The sequence below is a fragment of the Chitinophaga lutea genome, assembly GCF_003813775.1.
Taxonomy (GTDB): domain Bacteria; phylum Bacteroidota; class Bacteroidia; order Chitinophagales; family Chitinophagaceae; genus Chitinophaga; species Chitinophaga lutea.
This window is the reverse complement of sequence record NZ_RPDH01000001.1, coordinates 451,762-476,342: the sequence shown is the minus strand read 5'-3', so window position 1 is coordinate 476,342 and position 24,581 is coordinate 451,762. Positions and strand designations below refer to the sequence as shown.

Annotated in this window: 22 protein-coding genes and 1 tRNA gene; 18 read left to right on the top strand and 5 right to left on the bottom strand. The window is 53.6% G+C overall.

Annotated features, from left to right (window positions below; translation table 11 throughout):
* The first annotated feature begins 128 nt into the window (after positions 1-128).
* The 6 genes from EGT74_RS01875 to EGT74_RS01850 all read left to right on the top strand — a co-directional run bounded on the left by EGT74_RS01875 (position 129) and on the right by EGT74_RS01850 (position 4,041).
* Positions 129-200: transfer RNA gene (locus tag EGT74_RS01875), tRNA-Met, on the top strand.
* Positions 201-263: 63 nt separating this feature from the next.
* Positions 264-1,136 carry a GTPase Era gene (gene era, locus EGT74_RS01870; RefSeq protein ID WP_123844839.1) on the top strand — a complete coding sequence of 291 codons (873 nt, stop codon included), beginning with the start codon at positions 264-266 and terminating at the stop codon, positions 1,134-1,136.
* A gap of 22 nt (positions 1,137-1,158) precedes the next feature.
* Positions 1,159-2,472, top strand: a complete 1,314-nt coding sequence (der, locus tag EGT74_RS01865; protein WP_123844838.1) for a ribosome biogenesis GTPase Der — start codon at positions 1,159-1,161, stop codon at positions 2,470-2,472.
* Positions 2,473-2,554: 82 nt separating this feature from the next.
* Positions 2,555-2,776 (top strand): hypothetical protein, encoded by a 222-nt coding sequence (locus EGT74_RS01860; protein ID WP_123844837.1) that lies wholly within the window; start codon positions 2,555-2,557, stop codon positions 2,774-2,776.
* Positions 2,777-2,966: 190 nt separating this feature from the next.
* Positions 2,967-3,512 (top strand): hypothetical protein, encoded by a 546-nt coding sequence (locus tag EGT74_RS01855; protein WP_123844836.1) that lies wholly within the window; start codon positions 2,967-2,969, stop codon positions 3,510-3,512.
* Between the two features lie 100 nt (positions 3,513-3,612).
* The gene (locus EGT74_RS01850; RefSeq protein ID WP_123844835.1) at positions 3,613-4,041 is read left to right on the top strand and encodes a hypothetical protein; all 429 of its coding nucleotides are present in this window, start codon (positions 3,613-3,615) and stop codon (positions 4,039-4,041) included.
* A 33-nt stretch (positions 4,042-4,074) separates the two neighbouring features.
* On the opposite strand, the gene EGT74_RS01845 is transcribed toward EGT74_RS01850, so the two are convergent.
* A complete protein-coding gene (locus tag EGT74_RS01845; RefSeq protein WP_246008104.1) occupies positions 4,075-5,649 on the bottom strand; it encodes a S41 family peptidase in 1,575 nt (524 codons plus the stop codon).
* A 143-nt stretch (positions 5,650-5,792) separates the two neighbouring features.
* Between EGT74_RS01845 and EGT74_RS01840 the strand changes: the two genes are divergently transcribed.
* From EGT74_RS01840 to EGT74_RS01805, 8 genes are all read left to right on the top strand, one after another.
* Positions 5,793-6,644, top strand: coding sequence for an N-acetylglucosamine kinase (locus EGT74_RS01840; RefSeq protein ID WP_123844833.1), 852 nt, complete (start codon positions 5,793-5,795; stop codon positions 6,642-6,644).
* A gap of 3 nt (positions 6,645-6,647) precedes the next feature.
* Positions 6,648-7,460: an N-acetylmuramic acid 6-phosphate etherase gene (gene murQ, locus EGT74_RS01835; protein ID WP_123844832.1), complete on the top strand. Its 813-nt coding sequence runs from the start codon at positions 6,648-6,650 to the stop codon at positions 7,458-7,460.
* 22 nt (positions 7,461-7,482) lie between these two features.
* Positions 7,483-8,046, top strand: coding sequence for a hypothetical protein (locus EGT74_RS01830; protein WP_123844831.1), 564 nt, complete (start codon positions 7,483-7,485; stop codon positions 8,044-8,046).
* A 104-nt stretch (positions 8,047-8,150) separates the two neighbouring features.
* On the top strand, positions 8,151-8,837 hold the full coding sequence (locus EGT74_RS01825) for a succinate dehydrogenase cytochrome b subunit (protein ID WP_123844830.1): 687 nt from the start codon (positions 8,151-8,153) through the stop codon (positions 8,835-8,837).
* A 14-nt stretch (positions 8,838-8,851) separates the two neighbouring features.
* A complete protein-coding gene (locus tag EGT74_RS01820) occupies positions 8,852-10,825 on the top strand; it encodes a fumarate reductase/succinate dehydrogenase flavoprotein subunit (RefSeq protein WP_123844829.1) in 1,974 nt (657 codons plus the stop codon).
* A gap of 37 nt (positions 10,826-10,862) precedes the next feature.
* The gene (locus tag EGT74_RS01815) at positions 10,863-11,612 is read left to right on the top strand and encodes a succinate dehydrogenase/fumarate reductase iron-sulfur subunit (RefSeq protein ID WP_123844828.1); all 750 of its coding nucleotides are present in this window, start codon (positions 10,863-10,865) and stop codon (positions 11,610-11,612) included.
* 336 nt (positions 11,613-11,948) lie between these two features.
* Positions 11,949-13,334 carry a Gfo/Idh/MocA family protein gene (locus tag EGT74_RS01810; protein WP_181954723.1) on the top strand — a complete coding sequence of 462 codons (1,386 nt, stop codon included), beginning with the start codon at positions 11,949-11,951 and terminating at the stop codon, positions 13,332-13,334.
* 99 nt (positions 13,335-13,433) lie between these two features.
* Positions 13,434-15,563: a S9 family peptidase gene (locus EGT74_RS01805; RefSeq protein ID WP_123844827.1), complete on the top strand. Its 2,130-nt coding sequence runs from the start codon at positions 13,434-13,436 to the stop codon at positions 15,561-15,563.
* Positions 15,564-15,818: 255 nt separating this feature from the next.
* Here EGT74_RS01805 and EGT74_RS01800 read toward each other — a convergent pair whose 3' ends face one another.
* Positions 15,819-16,355 (bottom strand): HdeD family acid-resistance protein, encoded by a 537-nt coding sequence (locus EGT74_RS01800; protein ID WP_220392790.1) that lies wholly within the window; start codon positions 16,353-16,355, stop codon positions 15,819-15,821.
* Positions 16,356-16,492: 137 nt separating this feature from the next.
* Here EGT74_RS01800 and EGT74_RS01795 point away from each other — a divergent pair, with 137 nt between their 5' ends.
* The gene (locus tag EGT74_RS01795) at positions 16,493-18,133 is read left to right on the top strand and encodes an ABC-F family ATP-binding cassette domain-containing protein (RefSeq protein WP_123844826.1); all 1,641 of its coding nucleotides are present in this window, start codon (positions 16,493-16,495) and stop codon (positions 18,131-18,133) included.
* 87 nt (positions 18,134-18,220) lie between these two features.
* On the opposite strand, the gene EGT74_RS01790 is transcribed toward EGT74_RS01795, so the two are convergent.
* Both EGT74_RS01790 and EGT74_RS01785 read right to left on the bottom strand, forming a co-directional pair.
* Positions 18,221-18,613 (bottom strand): response regulator, encoded by a 393-nt coding sequence (locus tag EGT74_RS01790; protein WP_158617960.1) that lies wholly within the window; start codon positions 18,611-18,613, stop codon positions 18,221-18,223.
* 270 nt (positions 18,614-18,883) lie between these two features.
* On the bottom strand, positions 18,884-19,849 hold the full coding sequence (locus tag EGT74_RS01785; RefSeq protein WP_123844824.1) for a hypothetical protein: 966 nt from the start codon (positions 19,847-19,849) through the stop codon (positions 18,884-18,886).
* A gap of 105 nt (positions 19,850-19,954) precedes the next feature.
* Between EGT74_RS01785 and EGT74_RS01780 the strand changes: the two genes are divergently transcribed.
* Together EGT74_RS01780 and holA are read left to right on the top strand one after the other, a co-directional pair.
* The gene (locus EGT74_RS01780; RefSeq protein WP_123844823.1) at positions 19,955-20,677 is read left to right on the top strand and encodes a ribonuclease H-like domain-containing protein; all 723 of its coding nucleotides are present in this window, start codon (positions 19,955-19,957) and stop codon (positions 20,675-20,677) included.
* A gap of 24 nt (positions 20,678-20,701) precedes the next feature.
* Positions 20,702-21,700: a DNA polymerase III subunit delta gene (gene holA, locus EGT74_RS01775; protein WP_123844822.1), complete on the top strand. Its 999-nt coding sequence runs from the start codon at positions 20,702-20,704 to the stop codon at positions 21,698-21,700.
* Between the two features lie 423 nt (positions 21,701-22,123).
* Here the strand turns inward: holA and EGT74_RS01770 are convergent, their stop codons facing one another.
* On the bottom strand, positions 22,124-23,050 hold the full coding sequence (locus EGT74_RS01770) for a bifunctional riboflavin kinase/FAD synthetase (protein ID WP_123844821.1): 927 nt from the start codon (positions 23,048-23,050) through the stop codon (positions 22,124-22,126).
* A gap of 120 nt (positions 23,051-23,170) precedes the next feature.
* Here EGT74_RS01770 and EGT74_RS01765 point away from each other — a divergent pair, with 120 nt between their 5' ends.
* Positions 23,171-24,349, top strand: a complete 1,179-nt coding sequence (locus EGT74_RS01765; protein ID WP_123844820.1) for an AIR synthase related protein — start codon at positions 23,171-23,173, stop codon at positions 24,347-24,349.
* The last annotated feature ends 232 nt before the right edge of the window (positions 24,350-24,581 follow it).

Below are 24,581 nucleotides of genomic sequence, written 5' to 3'. Positions count from 1 at the left end.
AGGAAAAAAATATTCCGCTGTAACCCTTTGCTGGCAATGGTTTTCAATACTATCCACTTTACAAATTTTCTCAAAGAGTAAAAATATATTTGGTCAGGTTGAAAATTCCCTTACCTTTGCACCCACATTGCGAGGTAGAGCAGAGGTAGCTCGTCGGGCTCATAACCCGAAGGTCAGAGGTTCGAATCCTCTCCTCGCTACAAAAAACTAACACAAAAAGCCGAAGCTAATTCGGCTTTTTTTATTTGTACTAAATTGCGATTATGCACCGTGCAGGATTTGTGAACATCTTCGGTAAACCGAACGCCGGCAAAAGCACTTTGCTGAACGCCCTGCTGGGCGAAAAACTGGCTATTGTATCCCCGAAGGTGCAAACCACCCGCCACCGCATCACCGGCATTTTAACGGAACCGGGCTACCAGGTTGTGTTTTCGGACACACCGGGCATCATCGATCCGAAATACAAATTGCACGAAAAAATGATGGGCGCCGTGAAGTCCGCGCTCGAAGATGCGGATGTGGCCCTGCTCATCATGGACGTGCGCGACAACACGGAAGAATGCCTCGCCCTGTTTGATTCCCTCAAACTGAAAGCGCAGTGCGTACTGGTGCTCAATAAGATGGATAACCTGGAAAAAGCCGAGCTCGACGCCCTGGTGGAACGCTGCAAGGCATGGGGCAAAGCCAAAGCCGTCGTCACCATTTCCGCACTGCAGAAAAAGGGGCTCGACACGCTGATGCAGGAAATCCTGAAACTGCTGCCCGATGGGGAGCCGTTTTACCCGGAAGATACACTCACGGACCGTTCTACCCGATTTTTCGTGGCGGAGCTCATCCGCGAAAAAATATTCATGCTCTTCGAAGAAGAGATACCATATCATACCGCTGTAGTAGTTACGCAGTTCCAGGAAAAGCACACGCTGACCAAAATATCTGCGGAAATTATCGTGACGCGCGAAACCCAGAAAGGTATCATCCTCGGCGAAAAGGGGAAATCCATCCGTGAGATCGGATCCCGCGCCAGGACGGATATCGAGAAGTTCCTCGACCGCAAGGTGTTTCTGGAACTGCATGTGAAAGTGCGCGACAAATGGCGCGATAACGATAACTACCTCCGCGAGTACGGATTGATTTAAACGACAACAAAAACTAATTAAGATGCCTGGTTTTACCGTAGCAATTGTGGGGCGTCCCAACGTAGGTAAGTCTACCCTGTTCAACCGTCTGCTGGAGCAGCGGAAGGCCATTGTGGACGATGTGAGCGGCGTTACCCGCGACCGGCAGTACGGCATTGCCGACTGGAACGGCAAAACATTCAACGTGATTGATACCGGCGGTTTCGTGGCCGGAAGCGACGATGTGTTTGAGCGCGAAATACGCAAACAGGTGAAAATCGCCATGCAGGAAGCCAACGTGGTGATCTTCATGTGCGACGTGACCACCGGTATTACGGACCTCGATGCCGAAGTGGCCGACCTGCTGCGCCGCTCAAGCAAACCCGTATACCTCGCCGTGAATAAAGTGGACAACCATGAACGCCAGCTGGAAGCCACCGAGTTTTACAGCCTGGGGTTTGAAAATGTATTTTTCCTCTCGTCTATGTCCGGCAGCGGCACCGGCGAACTGCTCGACGAAATCGCCGCGCTGATACCGGAAGACGAGCAGGCCAGCGCCGAAGACGAAGGCATTCCCAAAATCGCCATCATCGGCCAGCCCAACGTAGGGAAATCGTCCCTGCTGAACGCCCTGGTAGGGGAGGAAAGGAACATCGTTTCCGATATCGCCGGCACCACCCGCGATACCATCCATACCCGGTACAACCTGTTCCAGAAAGATTTTATTCTCATCGATACGGCCGGTATCCGCCGGAAGAACAAGGTGCACGAAGACCTGGAGTTTTATTCCGTTATCCGCGCCATCAAGGCGCTCGACGAAGCGGACATCTGCCTGCTGCTGCTCGATGCGGAAAAAGGCATCGCCGCCCAGGATCTGAGCATTTTCAGCCTCGCCGCCCGTAAAGGCAAAGGCCTCGTGATCATGGTGAACAAATGGGACCTGGTTGAAAAACAGACCAATACCGCCCGCGACTACGAGAAACAGCTGAAAGAGCGCCTGGCGCCCTTTACCGACGTGCCCATCATTTTCGGGTCCGTGACCGAAAAGCAGCGTATTTTCAAAACCGTGGAAACCGCGCTCGAGGTGTACGAAAACCGCCAGCGCAAGGTGCCCACCTCCAAACTGAACGATGTGATGCTGAAGGCCATCGAATCGTACCACCCGCCGGTGGTGCGCGGTACGGCTATCAAAATCAAATACGTAACGCAGCTGCCGACGCAGACACCCGCGTTCGCCTTTTTTGCCAACCTGCCGGACGATATCAAAACCCCGTACAGGAACTATCTCGAGAACAAACTCCGGGAGAACTTCAATTTCACTGGGGTGCCTGTGCGAATTTTCTTTAGAAAGAAGTAGAAGACGGACTTTTATATAAAAATATATTTTGTATAAAAGGATTTTTGTATAACTTTGCGGCGATTTAAAACACAAAATCAAAATGAAAAAATTATTTGTATTAGCTATCGCTACCGGTCTGTTCGTAGCTTGCAACAACAGCTCTTCTCAGACTTCAGACTCTACCACCGTTACCGGTGATTCTGCTACCCTGAACGCTGCTCCTGCTGCTGATTCTCTGGCAACTCCCGCTGCTGACTCACTGGCTACTCCTGCTGCTGACTCTGTAGCTGCTCCTGCTGCTGATAGCGCTCACAAACACTAAGATCGTTTGTAATAGCAAAAAGTATATGGCCCCGGAACAGCAGTTCCGGGGTTTTTTATTGCCGTTAAGGGAAAGAAATAGGGGTATGGGCCCGCCGGCCGCGTCAACATGGAGCCAGATGGCCATATTTGGGCATTCTGGCATAGCAATTGCGACCCCCAAATGCGAAACCGTGAATTTTTGCACTGCCATGAGAAGATTTCTGCTCTCCATACTACTCCTGGGCGGTTTAACAACTGTCAGTAACGCCCAATCCCTCCCGGCCGACGTGCTCCGTTTCTCCGGCAACGACCTGCGCACCATGGCAGGGTACCCCCAGGCCAAACGGGACAGTATTTTATTGAGTATCAATAATTTAGATGCCTCCTCCATTGCCCTGCCCAATAATGGGATGACGGAGGACCACCAGCAACAGCTGAAAACGGTCATATCCGACATGCTGCAGGTGATGCGGCAGGTGCTGAAAGACCCTGCCAGCGCTGACGAGATGGAGCGGAAAATGGCCTCCCTCAACAAACGGCTCACCTCCCTCCGCGACGATATTGCCTACGAAGAGAACCTCCGCATCCTGAAGGCTGGTTATGAAGAAGATGTGCGCCGCCGAACGCAGGAATACGAGGCGAAAAATTACAACTCCGATAAAGAGAAACGCATCGCCAAACGGGAACTGGAGCAGGAACTGCGGGATATCCGCCGGGATTTTGAAGAAGAAAGGGCGCGGCTGAGGAAAGGGTAATCCCCCGTTGGTGTCATATTTTGAAAATATAAAATACATACATTTGAAGGGCTGCACGAGCGGCCCTTTTTATATCCCTGTACACCTAAACCCTGAGCCTATGTTTTCATCCGGTACTCCTGCATTTGTTGTGCGCGTATGGGGCAACAGCCTGGCGCTTTCCCCGTTACTGAGCATTTTCCTGATGCTGGTAACAAACCTGACGGACCTCACTTACTGCTGGTTCCTTTTCCTGATCATGTTCTGCTGGGGCACCGTGGTGTCTATCCCGGCTTTTCTCCTGTTCAACCTCGCCGTACGGCAGATCAACCGTAAAGTGCAGGGCGACAAAGAAAAGAAGTACTGGTGCCTGGCCGCCGGCAACCTGCTGTGGGTGCTTACTTACGGCTGCGTGATCTACCTGGGGGGATTGGAGTATGCAGACAGGCTGGTGTCGATCACGCTGGGCATGTACCTGGTGACGCTATCGGCCAGCATATTGTATTGCAGGCTGGAGCCGGCTATCGATAAAAAACCCGACACGGTATAAAAGCAAAACTCCCGGCAGCACCGGGAGTTTTTATCACTTCATTTTTTTGAGCTCTTCGATGGCGCGTAGCAGCACCGGGTCGTTGGTGTTGGTCACGATGTAAAACCCTTCGCTACGCCACAGCTGCCGGGCCAGGAGCGCCTTCAGCCGCAGTTTTACTTCAGCCTCGTCTTTCGCGGTCATTTTGCTCATGTCCACCCTGGCGTTGCCGGCATGTGTCCTGAATGCGCTCATGAGGCCGTTATCCACCGTGAATTCGTTGTTGAAGGCCACGGCGTCTTTGTATTTTTTGAAGTCGCCTGCGTGGGCGGTGTAATATTCATAGATGAAATCGCCGAAAATATTGCGGTTATACAGCTGTGTGAGCATATTGGAATAACGCGTGGTGTCGAACGGCACAAACACGTCGGGCATGATGCCGCCGCCGCCGTACACGGTTTTACCGCCGGCCGTTTCGAACTTGGCGGTATCGATGGGGCGGATGCTGTCGCGGTTCAGGAATTCGCCATGGCTGTAGCGGTTGGCGATATCCTCTTCATACGCTTCGCGGCCGTTCTGGTAGCTTTTCTGGATGCTTCTGCCGGAGGGGAGGTAGTAGCGGGCTACCGTCAGGCGCAGGGTGCCGCCGTTGCTGAGGTCGAACGGTTCCTGCACCAGGCCTTTGCCGAAGCTGCGGCGGCCGATGATCTCGCCACGGTCCCAGTCCTGCACGGCGCCGGCGAGCACTTCGCTGGCGGAGGCGGAACCTTCGTCGATCAATACGGTAAGGGCGCCTTTTTCGAATACGCCGGGGCGGGTGCATTTGAAGTCCTGGCGCGGCGAGCTTTTGCCCTGTGTATAAACGATCAGTTTGTTGCCTTCGAGCAGTTCGTCGGCCAGGCGGGTGGCGGCATCCAGGAAACCGCCGCCGTTCTGGCGGAGGTCGATCACCAGTTTTTCCATGCCCTGCTTGTTGAGCTTGCGCACCGCTTCCATGAATTCGGTGTAGGTGGTGGCGGCGAACTTGCTGATTTTGATATAGCCGGTACCGGGAGCGGCCATGTAACTGGCGTCTACGCTGTACAGGGGTATCACGCCGCGTTTGATGAGCACGTCCAGCTGTTTGCTGCCGCGCAGCATGGTCACTTTCACCGTGGAACTGCGCGGGCCGCGGAGCAGCTTGCGGATTTTCTCGGAGGTGATGTTTTTACCGGCCACATGCACGGTATCGTTCACCTTCAGTATTTTATCGCCCGTGAGCACACCGGCCGCATCGGAAGGGCCGCCGGCGATCACGCTCAGGATATTCACCGTGTCGCGGATGATATTGAATTCCACCCCGATGCCCTCGAAGTTGCCGTCGAGATCTTCGTTCACTTCCTGCACGTCGGCGGGGGGGATATATATGGAGTGCGGGTCGAGGTGGCCGAGCAGGCCCTCGATGGCTTCTTCCTGCGCCTCCCCGAGGTCGAGCGTGTCTACATATTTATACTTCAGCAGGTCCATCACTTCCTGTAAAGAGCTCCGTCTGTTGTTGAAAAAGATGGCGGAATCACTGTTGCGCGCGGCCGGCATCTTATGCCCCAGGAACATGCCCAGGGCCAGTACCAGGGCAAATAGGAGGGGCAAAAAAACTTTTAACTTCCTGTTGTCAGACATATAGATATTTAAAACGTTGACGGGTAAAACCCTTTTGCTTAACTTGTGACAAAAATAACATATTCATAAGCAAAACATCTACATCAATTCCTTAATTTCATAAACGATCGGATATGCCTTCGAAAGTCAAGCTGGTAGCGGATAGCGGGTCTACAAAAGCAGAATGGTGCCTGATGAGCGGTAAAGAAAGGAAGACGTACCTTACACAAGGTATGAGTCCCTATTTTCTCACCAGCGTGCAGATGGAAGAACTGATTAAGGTGGAACTGCTGCCGCAGCTGGAAGGCGCCGTGCCGGATGAGGTGTTTTACTACGGTACCGGCTGTGCGGCGGAGCAGAACGTCAAACTGGTGCATAAAAGCCTGCACGCCATCTGGCCGGAGGCGAAAATCGAAGTGAATCACGACCTGATGGCCGCCGCCCGCGCGCTGTGCGGCCGAGAGCCCGGTATCGCCAGCATCCTCGGCACCGGCTCCAACTCCTGTTATTACGACGGGGAAGACATCGTCAAAAACAATCCCGGCCTGGGCTACGTGCTCGGCGACGAAGGCAGCGGCGCCTTCCTCGGGAAAAAAATATTGCAGTACTACCTGTACCAGACCTTCGATGATGAAATGCGTTTCCGCTTCGACCAGAAGTTCGGCGTGAACAAAGACACCATCCTCGAAAACGTGTACCGCAAGCCGATGCCCAACCGGTACCTGGCCTCCTTCACCCCCTTCCTCTCCGAAAACCGCGGTCACTATATGATCGAGAACATCCTCGAAGACGGGCTGAACGACTTTTTCTTTAACCACCTCTACAAATATTCGGAGAGCTGGACTGCACCTCTGCACTTCACCGGCAGCGTGGCCTGGCACTTCCGCGATATAATCGAAGAGCTTTGCCAGTTGTACGAGCTGCAACTGGGCAGAATACTCAAAAACCCGATGGACGGGCTCGCCGTTTATCATGAAGCTAAATAGGATATGGCATTTACCAAAGTAACAGAACAACCCAGCCACTACCGTCATCTCGAAACGATGACCATCCAGGAAGTGCTGATCAACATCAATAACGAAGACAAAACCGTTCCCCTGGCCGTGGAAAAGGCCATCCCGCAAATCACGCAACTCACCGCAGTTATTGCCGATAAAATGCTGGCCGGCGGCCGCCTCTTTTACATGGGAGCCGGCACCAGCGGCCGTTTGGGTATACTGGACGCGTCCGAATGCCCGCCTACGTACGGTGTTCCCCAAGGCCTGGTGGTAGGCCTCATTGCCGGCGGCGACTCCGCCATCCGCCGCGCCGTGGAAAACGCCGAAGACGACCGGGAGCAGGGCTGGCGCGACCTGCAGCAGTATAACATCACCGAGAAAGACGTGGTGATCGGCATTGCCGCCAGCGGCACCACGCCCTACGTGATCGGCGCCCTGAAAGCCTGCCGCGAGCACGGCATCGTTACCGGCAGCATCAGCTGCAATCCCGGTTCGCCCGTATCGGAGCAGGCCGACTATCCCGTGGAAGTGGTGGTGGGCCCCGAGTTCGTGACCGGCAGCACCCGCATGAAAAGCGGCACCGCGCAGAAGCTCGTGCTCAACATGATCTCCACCACCGTGATGATACAGCTCGGCAGGGTTGAGGATAATAAAATGGTGAACATGCAGCTGAGCAACGAAAAGCTCGTGGACCGCGGCGTGAAAATGGTGATGGAACAGCTGCAGCTGAGCGACTACGACGCGGCGAAGGAGCTCCTGCTGGAATTCGGCAGCGTGAAGCGCGCCGTGGAAAGCAGGCAATAAAAAAAAATCATAAATTGCCGCCATGCACACTATAGAACCATTTTACAACTGGCGGCACCTGTATACAGCGGAGGAAGACGAGCTGTCGCCGTTCTATGGGCGGGAGTATAGTGAATTCGAATTCAACAACACCGTTTACAACTATTACATCCATCCGCAGTGGGACGATTTCGGCGCCCCCAACCTGTACATGAAGATCCTCTTCGCGGATTACCAGTTTAACTATGCCATCATCGAGCTGATCGGGGAATGGAACGATGCCGTGGAAAACAACATCATGACCCTGAAGCGGGATATCATGGATGTGCTGATTGCCCGGGGCATCCATAAATTCATCCTCATCGCTGAAAATGTGCTCAATTTCTATTCTTCAGACGACTGTTATTACGAAGAATGGTGGGAGGATATCCGGGATGAAGGCGGCTGGGTGGCGATCCTCAACATGCCGGTACAAACCCGTCAGGAGTTTGAAAGGGCCCGGCTGGACAACTACGTGCACCTGTTCGACGAACCGAAATGGCGAACTTTTCTGCCCCAGCACCTGTTTAATCTGGTGGATAACTGGATGATGCGCCGCCTCGAATAGGGTTATTTCGTGATAATTATCATTTGATTTTAATTTTTCATGTTATACATTTGCCCGACATTTCACTTATTTATTCATACTAAAGGAAGCTTAGAACGTATCTTATGAAATGGTCGCAATTCTTTAATACCACCATTGGTAAAAAATTGCTGGTAGGCGCTACCGGTTTGTTTTTGTGCTCGTTCGTGATCGTGCACCTGGCCGGAAACCTCTCCCTGCTGAAGGAAGACGGAGGAGAAGCCTTCAACACTTATGCGGCTTTCATGGGGCATAACGGTTTGATCCAGTTCATCGCCTGGGGCCTTAAAATCGTGATCCTGCTGCATGCGGTGATCGCCATCCAGCTCACCATCCGCAACCGCGCTGCGCGCCCCGTTAAATACGCGGTACAGCCCGGCAACAAAACATCCTCCTGGTACAGCCGCCAGATGGCCGTGATGGGCAGCATTCTCTTCATCTTCATCGTTATCCACCTTTCACAGTTCTGGTGGGCCATGCACTATGGCGACATCGGTAAAGTAAGCTACGGCGCCGTAACCGAAGTGGGCAACCTCTATGAAGTGGTTTGGTTCGCCTTTAAAGAGTGGTGGATCGTGGCCCTGTACGTGATCGGGATGATCGCCCTTTCTTTCCACCTCATCCACGGCTTCAGAAGTGCCTGCCAGACCTTCGGGCTGAATCACAAAAAGTACAACGGAATGCTGCATTTCATCGGCATCTGGATCTTCGGTATCCTCATCCCCGTTGGGTTTGCCGTTATTCCCGTTGTTATTTACTTAAAACAAATCTGATAAAGCAAGGATATATGTTGAACGCAAAAATTCCTGCAGGTTCGCTGGAAACCAAATGGAGCAAATATAAAAGCACCGTGAAGCTGGTGAACCCGGCCAACAAACGGAAGCTGGAAGTAATTGTAATTGGTACCGGCCTGGCTGGTGCTTCTGCAGCGGCTTCTCTGGCTGAATTGGGTTACAAGGTGAAGGCTTTCTGTTTCCAGGACAGCGCCCGCCGCGCGCACAGCATCGCTGCGCAGGGGGGTATCAACGCCGCTAAAAACTACCAGAACGATGGCGACTCCGTGTTCCGCCTGTTTTATGATACCGTAAAAGGCGGCGACTACCGCGCCCGCGAAGGCAACGTATACCGCCTCGCCGAAGTGAGCGCTGCCATTATCGACCAGTGCGTGGCACAGGGTGTTCCCTTCGCCCGCGAATATGGCGGCCTGCTCAGCAACCGCTCTTTCGGCGGTACCCAGGTACAGCGTACGTTCTACGCCGCCGGCCAGACCGGTCAGCAGCTGCTGCTGGGCGCCTACTCCGCTTTACAGCGCCAGGTAGCCCTCGGTAACGTAAAAATGTACAACCGCCACGAAATGCTCGACGTGGTGAAAGTAGACGGAAAAGCCCGCGGCATCATTGCCCGCGATCTCGTTTCCGGCAAACTGGAAAGGCACTTCGGCCATGCCGTGCTCATCTGCAGCGGCGGTTACGGCAACGTGTTTTTCCTGTCCACCAACGCCATGGGCTCCAACGCCACCGCGGCCTGGAAAGCCCACAAATCCGGCGCGTTCTTCGGCAACCCCTGCTTTACGCAGATCCACCCCACCTGTATCCCCGTTTCCGGCGACCACCAGAGCAAACTCACGCTCATGTCCGAGTCGCTCCGCAACGACGGCCGCATCTGGGTGCCCAGGAAAAAAGACGACAACCGCAAACCTGTTGATATCCCGGAAGAAGAAAGGGACTATTACCTCGAAAGAAGATATCCCGCTTTCGGTAACCTCGTTCCCCGCGACGTGGCCTCCCGCGCCGCCAAGGAAAGATGCGACGCCGGTTATGGCGTAGGCACTTCCAAAATGGCCGTGTATCTCGATTATGCAGACGCCATCGTGCGTTACGGCACCATCGAGGCCAGCAAAAAAGGCCAGGACCATGCGCCCAAAGACGAGATCATCGCCATGGGTAAAGCCGTGGTAGCCGAAAAATACGGCAACCTGTTCGACATGTATGCCAAAATCACCGGCGAGAACCCGTACGAGACCCCGATGCGCATTTACCCCGCGGTGCACTACACCATGGGCGGCCTGTGGGTGGATTACGAGCTGATGACCACCGTGCCCGGCCTCTACGCCCTCGGCGAAGCCAACTTCTCCGACCACGGCGCCAACCGCCTCGGTGCATCCGCGCTCATGCAGGGCCTGGCCGACGGTTATTTCGTGATCCCTTACACCATCGGTAACTACCTCGCCGATGAGATCCATACCAAACCCATTCCCCTCGATCACCCCGCTTTCGTGGAAGCCGAGAAACACGTACAGGGCCAGCTCGATACCCTGATGAATATCAAGGGCAAGCATTCTGTAGACCACTTCCATAAAGCGCTCGGTAAAATCATGTGGGACAAATGCGGCATGGCCAGGAACGAACAGGGCCTGAAAGAAGCCATCAACGAGATCCGTACGCTGAAAGAAGAATTCTGGAAAGACGTGCGCATCCCCGGCACCCAGCACGAATTCAACCCCGAACTGGAAAAAGCGGGCCGCGTGGCCGACTTCCTGGAACTGGGCGAACTGATGTGCATGGACGCACTGATGAGAAGAGAATCCTGCGGCGGTCACTTCCGTGAAGAATCTCAAACCGAAGAAGGCGAAGCTAAACGCGACGACGAGAACTTTTCTTTCGTAGCCGCCTGGGAATACAAAGGCCCCGGCAACTTCGACCTGCACAAAGAGGCGCTGAACTTCGAGATCGTTCACCCGTCCCAGCGCAGCTACAAATAAGGAACCGCTTTACCATTCACGATTAAGAATAACAATTATGAAGCTCACATTAAAAATTTGGCGCCAGCAGAACAATAAAGACAAAGGCCGCTTTGAAACCTTTGAGGTTTCGGATGTAAGCAAAGACATGTCTTTCCTGGAAATGTTCGACGTGCTGAATGAGCGTTTGATCAACGAAGGCAAAGAACCCATCGCATTTGACCACGACTGCCGTGAAGGTATCTGTGGTGCATGCTCTATGTATATCAACGGCCGCGCACACGGCCCCTGGCACGAAACCACCACCTGCCAGCTGCACATGCGGGCGTACAACGACGGTGATACCATCGTGGTGGAACCCTGGCGCGCTGCGGCTTTCCCGGTGATCAAAGACCTGACGGTAGACCGCTCCGCGTTCGACCGCATCATCCAGGCCGGCGGTTACATTTCCGTGAACACGGGTAACGCGGTGGATGCCAACGCCATTCCGATCGACAAAACGGATGCAGACCATGCGTTTGCCGCTGCGGCCTGTATCGGGTGCGGCGCCTGCGTGGCCGCCTGTAAAAACTCTTCGGCCATGCTGTTCACCTCCGCGAAAGTATCGCAGCTGGCATTGCTGCCGCAGGGCGACCCCGAGCGTACGCAACGCGCGCTCAACATGGTGGCGCAAATGGACAAGGAAGGTTTCGGCAGCTGTACCAATACCGGCGCCTGCGAAGCCGAATGTCCCAAAGGCATCTCCCTCACCAACATCGCACGGCTCAACCGTGAGTTCATCAGGGCAGGGTTTTCTTCTGAAGCATAATCCCTCCGGGATAAAAATAACGGAAGGCTGCCGGGTTACCGGCGGCCTTTTTTGTTTTCGCGATGGTTGTCCGCTCTCCCTGATATCCCGCCCACGTGTCCGCATTCCCACAACGGTTACTGCTTTTCACAGCCACTGTTTTCGCTCAGCGGCGCGGATCGTTGACCGGAAGGGCAGTGATGCTTCCATGGCCGCGCCGCAGGGCAGCAGCGCCTTCTTTCCTCCGCACACCCCGCTATCTTTTCATTGCTCCCGGTTTTGCACCGCCCGCCCTGTTTCTCCATTTGCGCCGCCCGTGTTTTTTATTATCTTGTAAGGCACTTAAATCGCGAAATCATGTCTAATTCCCGTCGTAAGTTTATCAGGCAGCTAAGCAGCACTGCCGCATTGCTGGGCGCCGGCTCTCTGGGCGCTTTTGCAGCAGACCCTACCAAACAGTACCTCCTTGAACCCTCCAGACCCGTCAGCGCAAATGACAAAATTCGTATAGCCGGTATTGGTATGGGGATTATGGGTTTCGGCGACGTCAACACCGCCCTGAAAGTACCCGGCGTTGAACTGGTGGCCGTGGCCGACCTGTACGACGGCCACCTCGAGAAAGCCAGAAGCGTGTATGGCAACCACCTCTTCACCACCCGCGATTACCGCGAGATACTGGAACGCAAGGACATCGACGCCGTGATCATCGCCACGCCCGACCACTGGCACGATACGCAGTCGATCGCCGCCATGGAAAAAGGCAAGGCCGTGTATTGCGAAAAGCCCATGGTGCAGCAGATAGAGGAAGGGCATAAGGTGATTGCCGCCCAGCAGCGCACCAAAGCCGTGTTCCAGGTGGGCAGCCAGCGCGTGAGCAGCGTAGCCCTCGCGGAGGCCCGCAAACGTTACCTCGCCGGCGACATCGGCCAGCTCAACCTCGTGGAAGCGAAAATAGACCGCCACAGCGCCCTCGGCGCCTGGCAGTATTCCATTCCCACAGACGCCAACCCGAAAAACATCGATTTCGATACCTTCCTGAAAGATACCGGCAAGGTGCCTTTCGACCCCGTCCGCTTCTTCCGTTGGAGGAACTACCGCGCCTACGGTACCGGTGTGCCCGGCGACCTGTTCGTGCACCTCATCACCGGCCTGCATTTCATCGTAGGCTCCAAAGGCCCGTCCAACATCTATTCCAGCGGCAACCTGGTGCAGTGGAAAGACGGCCGCGATGTGCCCGATGTGATGGTGGCCATCTTCGATTACCCTGCCACCAAAGAGCATCCCGCTTTCCAGATGACCCTGCGCGTGAATTTCGCGGACGGCGGCGGCGGCGGTGAATTCACCCGCCTCATCGGCACGGAAGGCGTGATGGAAATGGGCTGGAACGACTTTAAAGTGAAACAGCACAAACTCCCCGTAGCACCGGGTTACGGCGGATGGGACACCTACAACACCTTCACCAGAAAAGAACAGGAAGCATTCGTGAAAGCCTACAACGCCAAATATTCGGAAGCGGACCGCGCCCAGGCCAAAACCACCGAAGCCGCTTACCGCGCCCCGGCCGGTTACGACGACCGCTACGATCACTTCGTGAATTTCTTCGAAGCCATGCGCAATAAAAAGCAGGTGGTGGAAGACGCCACCTTCGGGTTGCGCGCCGCAGGGCCCGCACTGGCAGCCAACGAAAGCTACTTCTCCAAAAAAGTGATTCATTGGGACAGCGAGCGTATGAAGATTAAATAAGCAGCTTTTGATAAAGACAGTCGTCCCCTGCAGGTTCCTTTCCCGGAATCTTCAGGGGACGCTTTTTTTCCTTACATTTAATTATCCTAAACCTGTATTATGAAAGCTTTTACCATCCCGCTATTGGCTGCCGCTGCCCTGGCAGCCTGTAACAACGCAGAAAAAAAACAGGAGAAAATGAATGTGAAACCGCCCGTAGCTGAAAAGATCCGGCATGAATTTCCCGCCATCCACGGAGATGTGCGGACCGACGACTATTATTGGCTCAACCAGCGCGAGAACCCGAAAGTGATCGCCTACCTCACCGCCGAAAATAAATACACCGATACGATGCTTTCGCCCGTGAAGGAGTTCCGGGAAAAGCTGTACGACGAATTAAAAGGCCGCATCAAGGAAAAAGATGAATCGGTGCCTTATTTCTCCAACGGGTATGTGTATTATACCCGCTTTGAAGAAGGCAAGGAATATCCCATCTACTGCCGCAAAAAAGGCAGCGAATCGGCCCCGGAAGAGGTGATGCTCAACGTGAACGACCTCGCCAAAGGATACGCCTATTACAACGTGGCCGGCATGAGCGTGAGCCCCGATAATAAACTGGTGGCCTACGGCGTGGATACCGTGAGCCGGCGCAAATACACCATTTATTTCAAGAACCTCGAAACGGGGGAACTGCTGCCCGATATCATTGCCAATACCACCGGCGGCTCTACCTGGGCGAACGACAACAAAACGTTGTTCTATACCCGTAAGAACGATTCCACGCTCCGCTCCGAAAGTATCTCCAAACACATACTGGGCACCGAACCGAAAACGGACAAAGTGGTGTTCTTCGAAAAGGACGATACCTACAACACCTGGGTGTACAAAACAAAATCACGCAAGTATATCGTGATCGGCTCCAGCGCCACGCTTTCGTCTGAATACCGCATCCTCGATGCGGACAATCCCGAAGGCGTGTTCAAAATATTCCACCCGCGCGAAAAAGATATGCTCTATGATATCGATCATCGCGGCGACAAGTTTTATGTGATCACCAACCAGGACGCGAAGAACTTCCGCCTGATGGAAACGCCGCTCGACAAAACCGGCAAGGAAAACTGGAAGGAAGTGATCGCCCACCGCACCGACGTTTTGCTCGAAGGCATGGAACTGTTTTCCAACTACATGGTGCTGAGCGAACGTAAAAACGGGCTGTCGCAATTACGCATCATCAACAGCCTCAGCGGCCAGGAGCATTACCTCGACTTCGGTGAACCGGCTTATGTGGCCTACGTTTCCACCAACCCGGAAATGGACAGCAAACAGCTGCGCTACGGTTATACCTCCCTCACGACGCCCAATTCCACCTTTGACTATAACATGGATACAAAGGAAAAGCAGCTGAAAAAACAGCAGGAAGTGCTGGGCGGGTACGACCCGAAAAACTATGTAACGGAAAGGCTCTTTGCCACGGCTACCGACGGCACCAAAGTGCCCATTTCGCTGGTGTATAAAAAGGGATTCGAGAAAAACGGGAAACAGCCGCTGCTGCTGTATGGGTACGGTTCTTACGGGGCCTCGATGGACCCGTATTTCAACAGCAACCGCATCAGCCTGCTCGACCGCGGCTTTGCCTATGCGATCGCGCACATCCGCGGCGGACAGGAAATGGGAAGGCAGTGGTATGAAGACGGCAAGATGTTCAAAAAGAAAAACACCTTCACCGATTTCATCGACTGCGCCGAATTCCTCATCAAAGAAAAATACACCACCAAAGAACACCTGTATGCCATGGGCGGCAGCGCAGGCGGCCTGCTGATGGGCGCCGTGATCAACATGCGCCCTGACCTCTGGAGGGGCATCATCGCCGCCGTACCGTTCGTGGACGTGATGACCACCATGCTCGATGCGTCGATACCCCTGACCACCGGGGAATACGACGAATGGGGCAATCCCAACAACAAGGATTCCTACGAATACATGAAGTCCTATTCGCCCTACGACAACGTAGCCCCCAAAGCTTACCCGAACATGCTGGTGACCACTGGTCTCCACGATTCGCAGGTACAGTATTTTGAGCCCGCGAAATGGGTGGCCAAACTGCGCGAAATGAAAACCGGCGATAACCTGCTGCTGCTCGAAACCAATATGGATGCGGGGCACGGCGGTGCGTCCGGCCGGTTTAAAGCGCTGAAAGACGTAGCGCTGCAATATGCGTTCCTCTTTTACCTGGAAGGGATTTCGAAGTAGGGGAGTGTGCGGGCGAAGTGAAAACGTCTGCCTGATAATACAGAAAGAAGGGCTGGCCTTAAACGGCCAGCCCTTCTTTCTGCACACCTGAGTTATTTTCGGCGGGGTTTTCCCTGCTCTTTTGAAACTGATTTTTGCTTGTCCGGCAGCGCAGTTGCCGGGCTGCTTCCCGGTTGTCCTGCATTTCACTTCGCCGGGGGCTGCCGGCAGGGATAGGAGCGCCGGGGGCCTCCACCCTGGATGCGCCGGAAACGGCTACCTGGCCAGTTTTTTCAGCCGGAAACCCACCGAAATGAGGAATATCCCGAAAAACAGCGCGTAAAACGCCAGCCACCACGAAATCACCACCACGCCGGTAAGCGGCTGGGCCAGCAGTATTATCCCGAATACAATAGACAGTACCCCGGCCAGGATCAGCATCCATTCGTTGGTGATCTCCTTCCGCAGCCGGATGGCCAGTATGATTTCCAGTATGCCCGTTACCAGCGACCAGATGGCCACCAGCACCACGAGGAACAGGGCCGTTATGCCCGGGCTGAACAGCGCAATGAGCCCCGCCACGACGCTCACCAGGCCCTCCAGCACCAGCGCCCACCAGTGGCTGTCGGTTTTCATGATGCGGAACCCGTGCACGAGGGTGAAAATGCCGTCCACGAACAGGTAGGCGCCCAGGAAAATCACCAGGATAGACAGGGTGATGGCCGGCCAGAGAAAGGCCAGGATGGCGAAAAGCACGGCCAGCACGCCCCGGAGCGCCACCAGCCACCAATATTTTGCCAGTTGATGTATCATAACACTGCTTTTTAGTTGTAATTGTTAACAATACATATCGGAAAATTGTTCAATGAGCACCATGGGAGGGCTTTCGGAATAGGGTGGAGATATCCCGTATATTTCGTAACTTTGCGGCTTCAAATTTACAGCCAGCAATGATTAGTGTTAAAAATGTCACGCTTTCTTTCGGTAAGAGGGTTTTGTTCGATGAAGTGAATATCAACTTTACGAAAGGTAACTGCTATGGAGTGATCGGCGCCAATGGTGCCGGGAAGTCCACTTTCCTGAAAATCCTGTCCGGGGAAATCGAACCCAACAAAGGCACGGTGGAAATCACCCCCGGCGAGCGTATGTCTGTCCTCAAGCAGAACCACTACGAGTTCGACGAAATCACCGTCCTGAACACGGTACTCATGGGCAATAAAAAGCTCTGGGAAATCGCCGCGGAAAGAGACAGCATTTACGCTAAGGAAGACTTCACGGAAGAAGACGGCATGCGTGCCGGCGAACTGGAAGCGGAGTACGGCGAAATGGGCGGTTATACCGCCGAAAGCGACGCAGGGGTGCTGCTGGGCGACCTGGGCGTGAAGGAAGAACTGCACCAGGTACTCATGAAAGACCTGAGCGGGGCCCTCAAAGTGCGTGTACTGCTGGCACAGGCCCTGTTCGGCAACCCGGACATCCTGCTGCTCGACGAACCGACGAACCACCTCGACGTGGAAACCATCGGCTGGCTCGAAAACTTCCTGGCTGACTATGAAAACATCGTGATCGTGGTGAGCCACGACCGTCACTTCCTCGACGCCGTGTGTACCCACGTGGCCGACGTAGACCGCGCCAAAATCAAGATTTTCACCGGTAACTACTCCTTCTGGTACGAATCCAGCCAGTTAATGGCCCGCCAGATCAACGATAAGAACAAGAAGATGGAAGACAAGCGGAAAGACCTCCTGGACTTTATCGCCCGCTTCAGCGCCAACGCCTCCAAATCCAAACAGGCTACTTCCCGTAAGAAAGCCCTGGAGAAACTGGTGATCGAAGACATCGAGCCTTCCAGCCGTAAATATCCCGGCATCATCTTCAAACAGCTGCGTGAAGTAGGGAACCAGATCCTGAACGTGGAAAAACTGGAGAAAAGCATCGACGGCCGCAAGCTGTTCAGCGATGTGACGTTCTCCGTGAACAAAGGCGACAAAATCGCTTTCCTGTCTAAAGACCACATGGCCCTGAGCACCTTCTTCGACATCATCAACGGCGACCAGCAGGCAGACGGCGGCAAGCTCGAATGGGGCACCACCGTTACCAAAGCCTACCTGCCCGACGATAACGCGGAATTCTTCAAAAGCAACTATAACCTGATGGACTGGCTGCGCCAGTACGTGCCGCCGCATGTAACCGATGTGGACGAGCCCTTCCTGCGCGGCTTCCTGGGCCGGATGCTCTTCAGCGGCGACGAAATCATGAAAAAAACGACGGTACTGAGCGGTGGCGAAAAAGTACGCTGCATGGTATCGCGCATGATGCTGCAGGACCCCAACGTGGTGATCCTCGACGAGCCCACCAACCACCTCGACCTGGAATCCATCCAGTCGTTCAACGAAAGCATGAAAGACTTTAAAGGGATTGTGCTGTTTACCACGCATGACCACACCTTCATGCAATCCGTAGCCAACCGCATCATCGAAATCACGCCTTCCGGCATCATCGACCGCCTGTGCTCCTTCGATGAATACCTGGCAGACGAGCGGGTGAAAAACCTCCGCGCCGAAATGTACGGGGAGGCTGTTACAGCATAGCAGAAAATGAAAAATAGATAAATGCAAAAGAGCGGAAATGATTCCGCTCTTTTTTTATGGGTTACTTTTTTGGGTATAGCTCTCTTTTCAGAGATATTCTTCAATGACTTTCATTTTCGATTTGTCGAGCGGCTTGGTAATGTAAGCCATCAGCTCGGGTGTTTTTTTGACTTTCTCCATATCCTGGATGTTCATCGACGAAGAGCACATGATGATCGGCACATGCTTCCGTAAACGGTTTTTGAGCCCACGGAACGCCTCTATAAAATCCCATCCGTTCATGCGCTGCATGTTCATATCCAGAATGATGAGGCAGGGCAGGTTCCGTTCGGCAAAAGAGCTCAGGTCCTCAATGGCGTCTTCTGCGGATAAAAAGGAATTCACCGCTACATTCCAACCTTGCAATCCAAACATCTTCTTAACAATAAAGTGGAAAATCTCATCATCGTCGATTACATAAACTACCTTATTTGTGTCCATGTCATAAATATTATCGAATAGCTCCATAATTCAGTCTAACGAAGACGAAACAATCGTCACAAGCACCGGTTTCCAGAAAATTCAGCGGAAAATGTACCTGGGGATACCGTTTTCCGGAATTCTTCGCAAAGAAAGTTAATTTTATCTTATTTTTATATATATTTTAAATTCAATAACCAATCTTTAACAATCCTGACAGGAATAAAAAAGGTGCGGCTCGCGGCCGCACCTTTGTGCTTATCGAATGTTGGATTGTCTATCGTGGGTCTGTTAATTAAAGAGACCGCCTTTTTTAAGATTTACTTTACCGGCGCCGATCCTGAAACCGTCCTGGTATATTTCCACGGTGTAGTCACCGGGTTTGAAATCGGAATTCTGTTTCCAGTCCATGCTCACCGGGGTGGTGCCGCCTGCCACGTAAGAAACGGTTTTCTTAACGGTGTACAGTTTTTCGGTACCGTCTTCCAGGGTGAAGCGGCCGCTGCCCAGGGCTTCTACAGCCAGGGGAGAACCGTCGGGAGCGGTGATGGCTACGTAGATGTCTTTATCGCCGGTGGTGGCAATGCGGTTGTCTACGTCGAAGCTCACGCGCATCATATCGGCCCTTTTGGCTTTGCTGGTTACTTCTTCTTTGCCGTTGCGCCGAACGTTGATGGGCGACAGTTTGATATTGGAAGCGTGCAGCACGGAGCCGATTTCAACGCGTTTGCCCAGGCTGTCTTTCACAGTGGTTACAGAGTCGCGCTCTTTACGGGCTACGTCGCGTTCGCCGGTGATCACGATTTTCTCACCTTCCAGTCTTTCGATGGTTTGTACGTAAGACTCGGTGGAGGCTTTCAGCTGGTCGATCAGCCTTCTTGCTTCGGCCAGCTCGGCAGCTGTCGCGTTTTTATTGCTGAGGATGCTGCTGATACGGCCCTTCATGTCCGCAATTTCTTTGTCCTTGCTTTTTACAAGGCTGTCCATGCGGCTGTTCTGGGAGATCAGGTCGTCCAGGCGGGCCTGGGCGGCATCGTACTCGGATTGCAGTTCGTTCCGGGAATTGGTCAGTGTATCCAGCTGATTTTCTTTCACCACAAGTTCCTTGCTCGTCTGGCTCTTGTCATAAAACATGTACCCCCAAGTACCCACCAGCGCGGCAATGAGAACCCCGTAAATAACTCCGTTTTTGTTGCTTTTTGGTTTTTCAGGTCCGGAAGTACCGGGCGTACCGGTATTGAAAGTGTTTTCCGCCATAGTGATGTTTGTTTTATTTGTTGATTGTTTATATGGGTAAAATTTTTTCTGAAAAACTGTAACGTTAAATTTTACTTAATTTACACGTTTTAAACTCTTTTGGCTGTGCTCAATACCGTTGCCCTCGATCAATTACTCCTCCTCGACATAGAAACTACTCCGCTAACGGCAGACTTCAATCATTTGCCAGACGATATGCAACGCCTGTGGCTGGAAAAAAATACAAAAACTGCGCCAGAATCTGAAAATGGGGAAGAAGCGTTCGCAGAAAAGGCAGGTTTGTATGCCGAATTCGGACGCATCGTCTGTATTTCTGCCGGTTTTTTTTATACGGAAGGCGGTCATTATCAATTACGTATAAAATCTTTTGCCGGGGAGAACGAGCAGGAAGTGCTGGTGGCGTTCCTGGAGCTGGTGCAGAAATTTTTTACAAAATTTCCACGTTTCCAGTTCGCCGGGCATAACATCCGCGAGTTCGATATTCCCTATCTTTGCCGCCGTGCATTAATTAATGGCCTGAACCTGCCGGCTCCCATGCAGGTCCATAATTTCAAACCCTGGGAGTCGCCCATGCTGGATACCCTGCAGATATGGCGTTTCGGCGAGTTCAGAAATTATACCTCCCTCAAGCTGCTGGCCGCCGTACTGGGCATTCCCACGCCGAAAGACGATATCGACGGCAGTATGGTGGGCCGGGTGTTCTGGGAAGAACGGAACCTCCCCCGGATCGTGGAGTACTGCCAGAAAGATGTGCTCACCGTCGCCCAGCTGCTGCTCAAGTTCAAAGGCCTGCCGCTGCTGGGAAAAGAGGAAGTATCTTTTGTGTAAAGGGCACACATAACTAACGCGAACATGGAATACCAGGATATCATCAAAGAATGGAAAAGCAACAAGTTCCGGCCGCTGTACTGGCTGGAAGGGGAAGAGGATTTTTTTATCGACCAGGTGGTGGAATATGCCGAGCACAAGCTGCTCAGCGAAGCCGACCAGGGATTTAACCTGACCGTGTTTTACGGGAAGGATACCGACTGGGCCACCGTGATCAACGCCTGCCGCCGTTATCCCATGTTTGCGGAACGCCAGGTGGTGATACTGAAGGAAGCGCAGGCCATGCGCGACCTGCTGAAGCTCGAAGCCTACATCACCCAGCCGCTGGAATCCACCGTATTCGTCGTAGCCCACAAACAGGGCAAGCTCGACGGGCGGAGCAAAATGTCGAAGCTTATCAAGGAAAAAGGGGTGGTGCTGGCCACCAAAAAGCTGTACGACAACCAGCTGCCTTCCTGGGCGGAAGCCTACGTGCGCGGTCAGGGCCTCGCCATTTCGGAGAAAGCCTGCGTGCTGCTGGCCGATCATATCGGGAACGACCTCTCGCGCATCGCCAACGAAATCGACAAACTGCTGGTGAACCTGCCGGCCGGGAAAAAAATAGACGAAAGCGACATCGAGAAGTACGTTGGCATCAGCAAGGAGTACAACGTTTTTGAATTGCAGAACGCGCTGGGCCAGCAGGATATCGGGAAGGTGATGCGCATCGTCAAATATTTCACCGCCAACCCCAAAGCCGCACCCATCCAGATGGTCATCCCGGCGCTGTATAACTACTTTGCGAAAATCAGTTTACTGTTCGGCGTGAAAGGAGGGGAGAAAGAAATGGCCTCCGCATTGGGCGTGCACCCGTTCTTCCTGAAAGATTACACGGCCGCGGCCCGCAATTACGGCGCCGAAGGGGCGGAACGCGCCATCCTGCTGCTGCACCAGTACAACCTGCGCAGCATCGGCATCGGCGACGGTGGTAATGAAGACGGGGAACTGATGAAGGAATTGCTGTTCAGGATAATGCGGCCTTAAAAAGCTGTTTGTACGTGATTTTAGCCGGCCGGAATGCCGGCTTTTTTGTTTTGGGCAACCCTGCATAGCCGGAACGGCCGGAAAACGCCGCATTTTCATCCGGAAAACCCACCGGAAATCAAGGCCATACTGGCGGAGAGGGGGATCAACGTGGCTGTAATCCAGGCCTGGCTTGTATTCCGATAAGTGGTGAGGATTGTCGAAACAGGGCCAAAATGCTCCTATCGCATTGCAAATCAGTCAATTGAAAGTACTTTGTACCACTGCCTTACCTGGGTGTTCAACGAAGGATCAACGAACCTTCAACGAAGCTACAACGAACGATCAGTTTTCCTGTGAAGGTTCGTTCATCCCCCTGTGGAGGTTCGTTGATCCTTCGTTGAAAACCCGGAAATCCATCAGTATGCATGGGAGGAAGGGCGCTTAATCCGCCAGTACCCTGGCTTTTTCCACATCGTCTTTCATCTGCACCACCAGTGCTTCCACGGAATCGAATTTTCTGTCGGAACGGATGTAATCCAGGAAGTTGACGCGGATGGGATGGCCGTAAATGTCTTCATTAAAATCAAGGATAAACACCTCGATTCTCAGTTCGGTCCCGTTGAAAGTAGGCCGGGTGCCGATGTTCAGCGCTCCTTTGAGCGTGCGGCCGCCGGTGGTTACCGTTACGGCATATACGCCCTGGGCGGGGATAAGTTTGCGGCTGTCGTTGAGGGAGATGTTGGCGGTGGGGAAACCCAGCTGGCGCCCCATTTTGTCGCCATGCACCACGGTGCCGTTGAGGAAATAGGGGTAGCCCAGCAATTCGTTGGCCAGCTGAACGGCCCCTTCCAGCAGGCTTTTACGGATTTTGGTGGAGCTCACGGTCAGGTCGTGCACCACCTGCTGGGGGATTTCCAGCAGCCGGAAGCCGAATTTCTGTTGCTCCGCCTCCAGCAGTTCCAGCCCGCCTTCGCGGTTGTGGCCGAAACGGTGGTCGTAGCCGATGATGATGGTATGCGGATTGAATGTGCGGATAAGAAAATCTTCGAGGTAGGCGGTGGCGGAGAGCTCCGAAAACGCTTTGGTGAACGGTACCACCACCAGGTGATCGATGCCCCGTTGTTCCAGCAGCATGATTTTTTCGTCGAGCGTGGTAAGCAGGCGAACGGATTTATCGTGCGGCGCCAGCACCTCCCGCGGGTGCGGGTCGAAAGTGATGATCACCGTTTCGCCGTTGCAGGCGGCGGCCGCTTCCTGCAATTGCTGCAGGATGTACTGGTGGCCGGTATGCACGCCGTCGAATGTGCCGATGGTGATCACAGCATTCCTGAAAACGGGCAATTGTTGTAAGTCTCTGTGAACCTGCATGGTGGAACGGTCATATTTTCAAAAACGCCGTGCAAATCTAAATGTTTTGGGCGGAATCCAAAGCAGCCTTGCCGCGTATGGGCAGAATCTTTTACTTTTGCACTTTCTAAACTTACAATTGTGGATCAAAACCTCTACGCCCAGCGGGGTGTTTCAGCCGGAAAGGAAGATGTGCACAACGCCATCCGTAATATTGACAAGGGACTGTTTCCCCGCGCGTTCTGCAAAATCATCCCGGACATCCTCGGCGGAGACGAGCAGTGGTGCAATATTATGCATGCGGACGGAGCGGGCACCAAATCGTCGCTGGCGTACGCCTACTGGAAAGAAACCGGCGACCTGGGAGTTTGGCGCGGTATCGCGCAGGATGCCATCATCATGAACACTGACGACCTGCTTTGCGTGGGCGCCACCGATAATATCCTGCTTTCCTCCACCATCGGCCGCAACAAGAACCGCGTGCCGGGCGAAGTGATCGCCGCCATCATCAACGGCACCGAAGAAATCCTCGAAGAGTTGCGCAGTTACGGGATGGGCATCTATTCCACCGGTGGCGAAACCGCGGATGTGGGCGATCTCGTGCGCACCATCATCGTGGATTCCACCGTTACCTGCCGCATGAAACGGGCCGATGTGATCTCGAACGACCGCATTGCCGCCGGCGATGTGGTGGTGGGCCTCGCATCATACGGACAGGCCACTTACGAACGCGAATACAACGGCGGTATGGGCAGCAACGGCCTTACCTCCGCGCGCCACGACGTGTTCAATAAAAGCGTAGCGGAAAAATATCCCGAAACATACGACCCCGCCATCCCGAAAGAACTCGTGTTCAGCGGGAAAAAAGGGCTGAAAGACCTGGTAGACATTCCCGGTCACGGTAAAATCACCGCGGGCAAACTCGTATTATCACCCACCCGCACCTACGCGCCGGTGATCAAACAGATTCTCGAAAACTTCCGTCCGCAGGTGCACGGCATGGTGCATTGCAGCGGCGGTGCGCAGACCAAGGTGCTGCATTTCATCGAAAACCTGCATGTGATCAAAGACAACCTGTTCCCCATTCCCCCGCTGTTCTCGCTCATCCAGGAACAGTCCGGCACCAGCTGGAAGGAAATGTACCAGGTGTTCAACATGGGCCACCGCATGGAACTGTACGTGCCGGAAAACATTGCGGCCGATATCATCCGCATCAGCCAGACGTACAACATCGATGCGCAGATCGTGGGCCGTGTTACAGACAGCCCCGCCAAAAAAGTAACGGTAAAAAGCGCCTTCGGCGAATTTGAATATCTCTAAGGCGGCATTTTAAAATTGACGGGCAGTTTGTGCTGCGCCTTCATCCGCTTATCTCCTTGAATGCCCGGCCGCCAGCCGGGCATTTTTTATATGGCACGCAGCCATTCCCGTTCGAGGCCGTATCCGGTGATGACGATCGTGTCGGGGTATTTGTTTTCAGATGTTGCCGGGCTTGCCTTTCACGCCACATGGTGATGTGGCGGTGAATGTGTTGCACCATGGAATCCGGATC

Coding starts and splice junctions, on each gene's coding strand:
- era (WP_123844839.1), top strand. CDS start 264: ATGCACCGTGCAGGATTTGTGAACATCTTCGGTAAACCGAACGCCGGC.
- der (WP_123844838.1), top strand. CDS start 1,159: ATGCCTGGTTTTACCGTAGCAATTGTGGGGCGTCCCAACGTAGGTAAG.
- EGT74_RS01860 (WP_123844837.1), top strand. CDS start 2,555: ATGAAAAAATTATTTGTATTAGCTATCGCTACCGGTCTGTTCGTAGCT.
- EGT74_RS01855 (WP_123844836.1), top strand. CDS start 2,967: ATGAGAAGATTTCTGCTCTCCATACTACTCCTGGGCGGTTTAACAACT.
- EGT74_RS01850 (WP_123844835.1), top strand. CDS start 3,613: ATGTTTTCATCCGGTACTCCTGCATTTGTTGTGCGCGTATGGGGCAAC.
- EGT74_RS01840 (WP_123844833.1), top strand. CDS start 5,793: ATGCCTTCGAAAGTCAAGCTGGTAGCGGATAGCGGGTCTACAAAAGCA.
- murQ (WP_123844832.1), top strand. CDS start 6,648: ATGGCATTTACCAAAGTAACAGAACAACCCAGCCACTACCGTCATCTC.
- EGT74_RS01830 (WP_123844831.1), top strand. CDS start 7,483: ATGCACACTATAGAACCATTTTACAACTGGCGGCACCTGTATACAGCG.
- EGT74_RS01825 (WP_123844830.1), top strand. CDS start 8,151: ATGAAATGGTCGCAATTCTTTAATACCACCATTGGTAAAAAATTGCTG.
- EGT74_RS01820 (WP_123844829.1), top strand. CDS start 8,852: ATGTTGAACGCAAAAATTCCTGCAGGTTCGCTGGAAACCAAATGGAGC.
- EGT74_RS01815 (WP_123844828.1), top strand. CDS start 10,863: ATGAAGCTCACATTAAAAATTTGGCGCCAGCAGAACAATAAAGACAAA.
- EGT74_RS01810 (WP_181954723.1), top strand. CDS start 11,949: ATGTCTAATTCCCGTCGTAAGTTTATCAGGCAGCTAAGCAGCACTGCC.
- EGT74_RS01805 (WP_123844827.1), top strand. CDS start 13,434: ATGAAAGCTTTTACCATCCCGCTATTGGCTGCCGCTGCCCTGGCAGCC.
- EGT74_RS01800 (WP_220392790.1), bottom strand. CDS start 16,355: ATGATACATCAACTGGCAAAATATTGGTGGCTGGTGGCGCTCCGGGGC.
- EGT74_RS01795 (WP_123844826.1), top strand. CDS start 16,493: ATGATTAGTGTTAAAAATGTCACGCTTTCTTTCGGTAAGAGGGTTTTG.
- EGT74_RS01790 (WP_158617960.1), bottom strand. CDS start 18,613: ATGGACACAAATAAGGTAGTTTATGTAATCGACGATGATGAGATTTTC.
- EGT74_RS01785 (WP_123844824.1), bottom strand. CDS start 19,849: ATGGCGGAAAACACTTTCAATACCGGTACGCCCGGTACTTCCGGACCT.
- holA (WP_123844822.1), top strand. CDS start 20,702: ATGGAATACCAGGATATCATCAAAGAATGGAAAAGCAACAAGTTCCGG.
- EGT74_RS01770 (WP_123844821.1), bottom strand. CDS start 23,050: ATGCAGGTTCACAGAGACTTACAACAATTGCCCGTTTTCAGGAATGCT.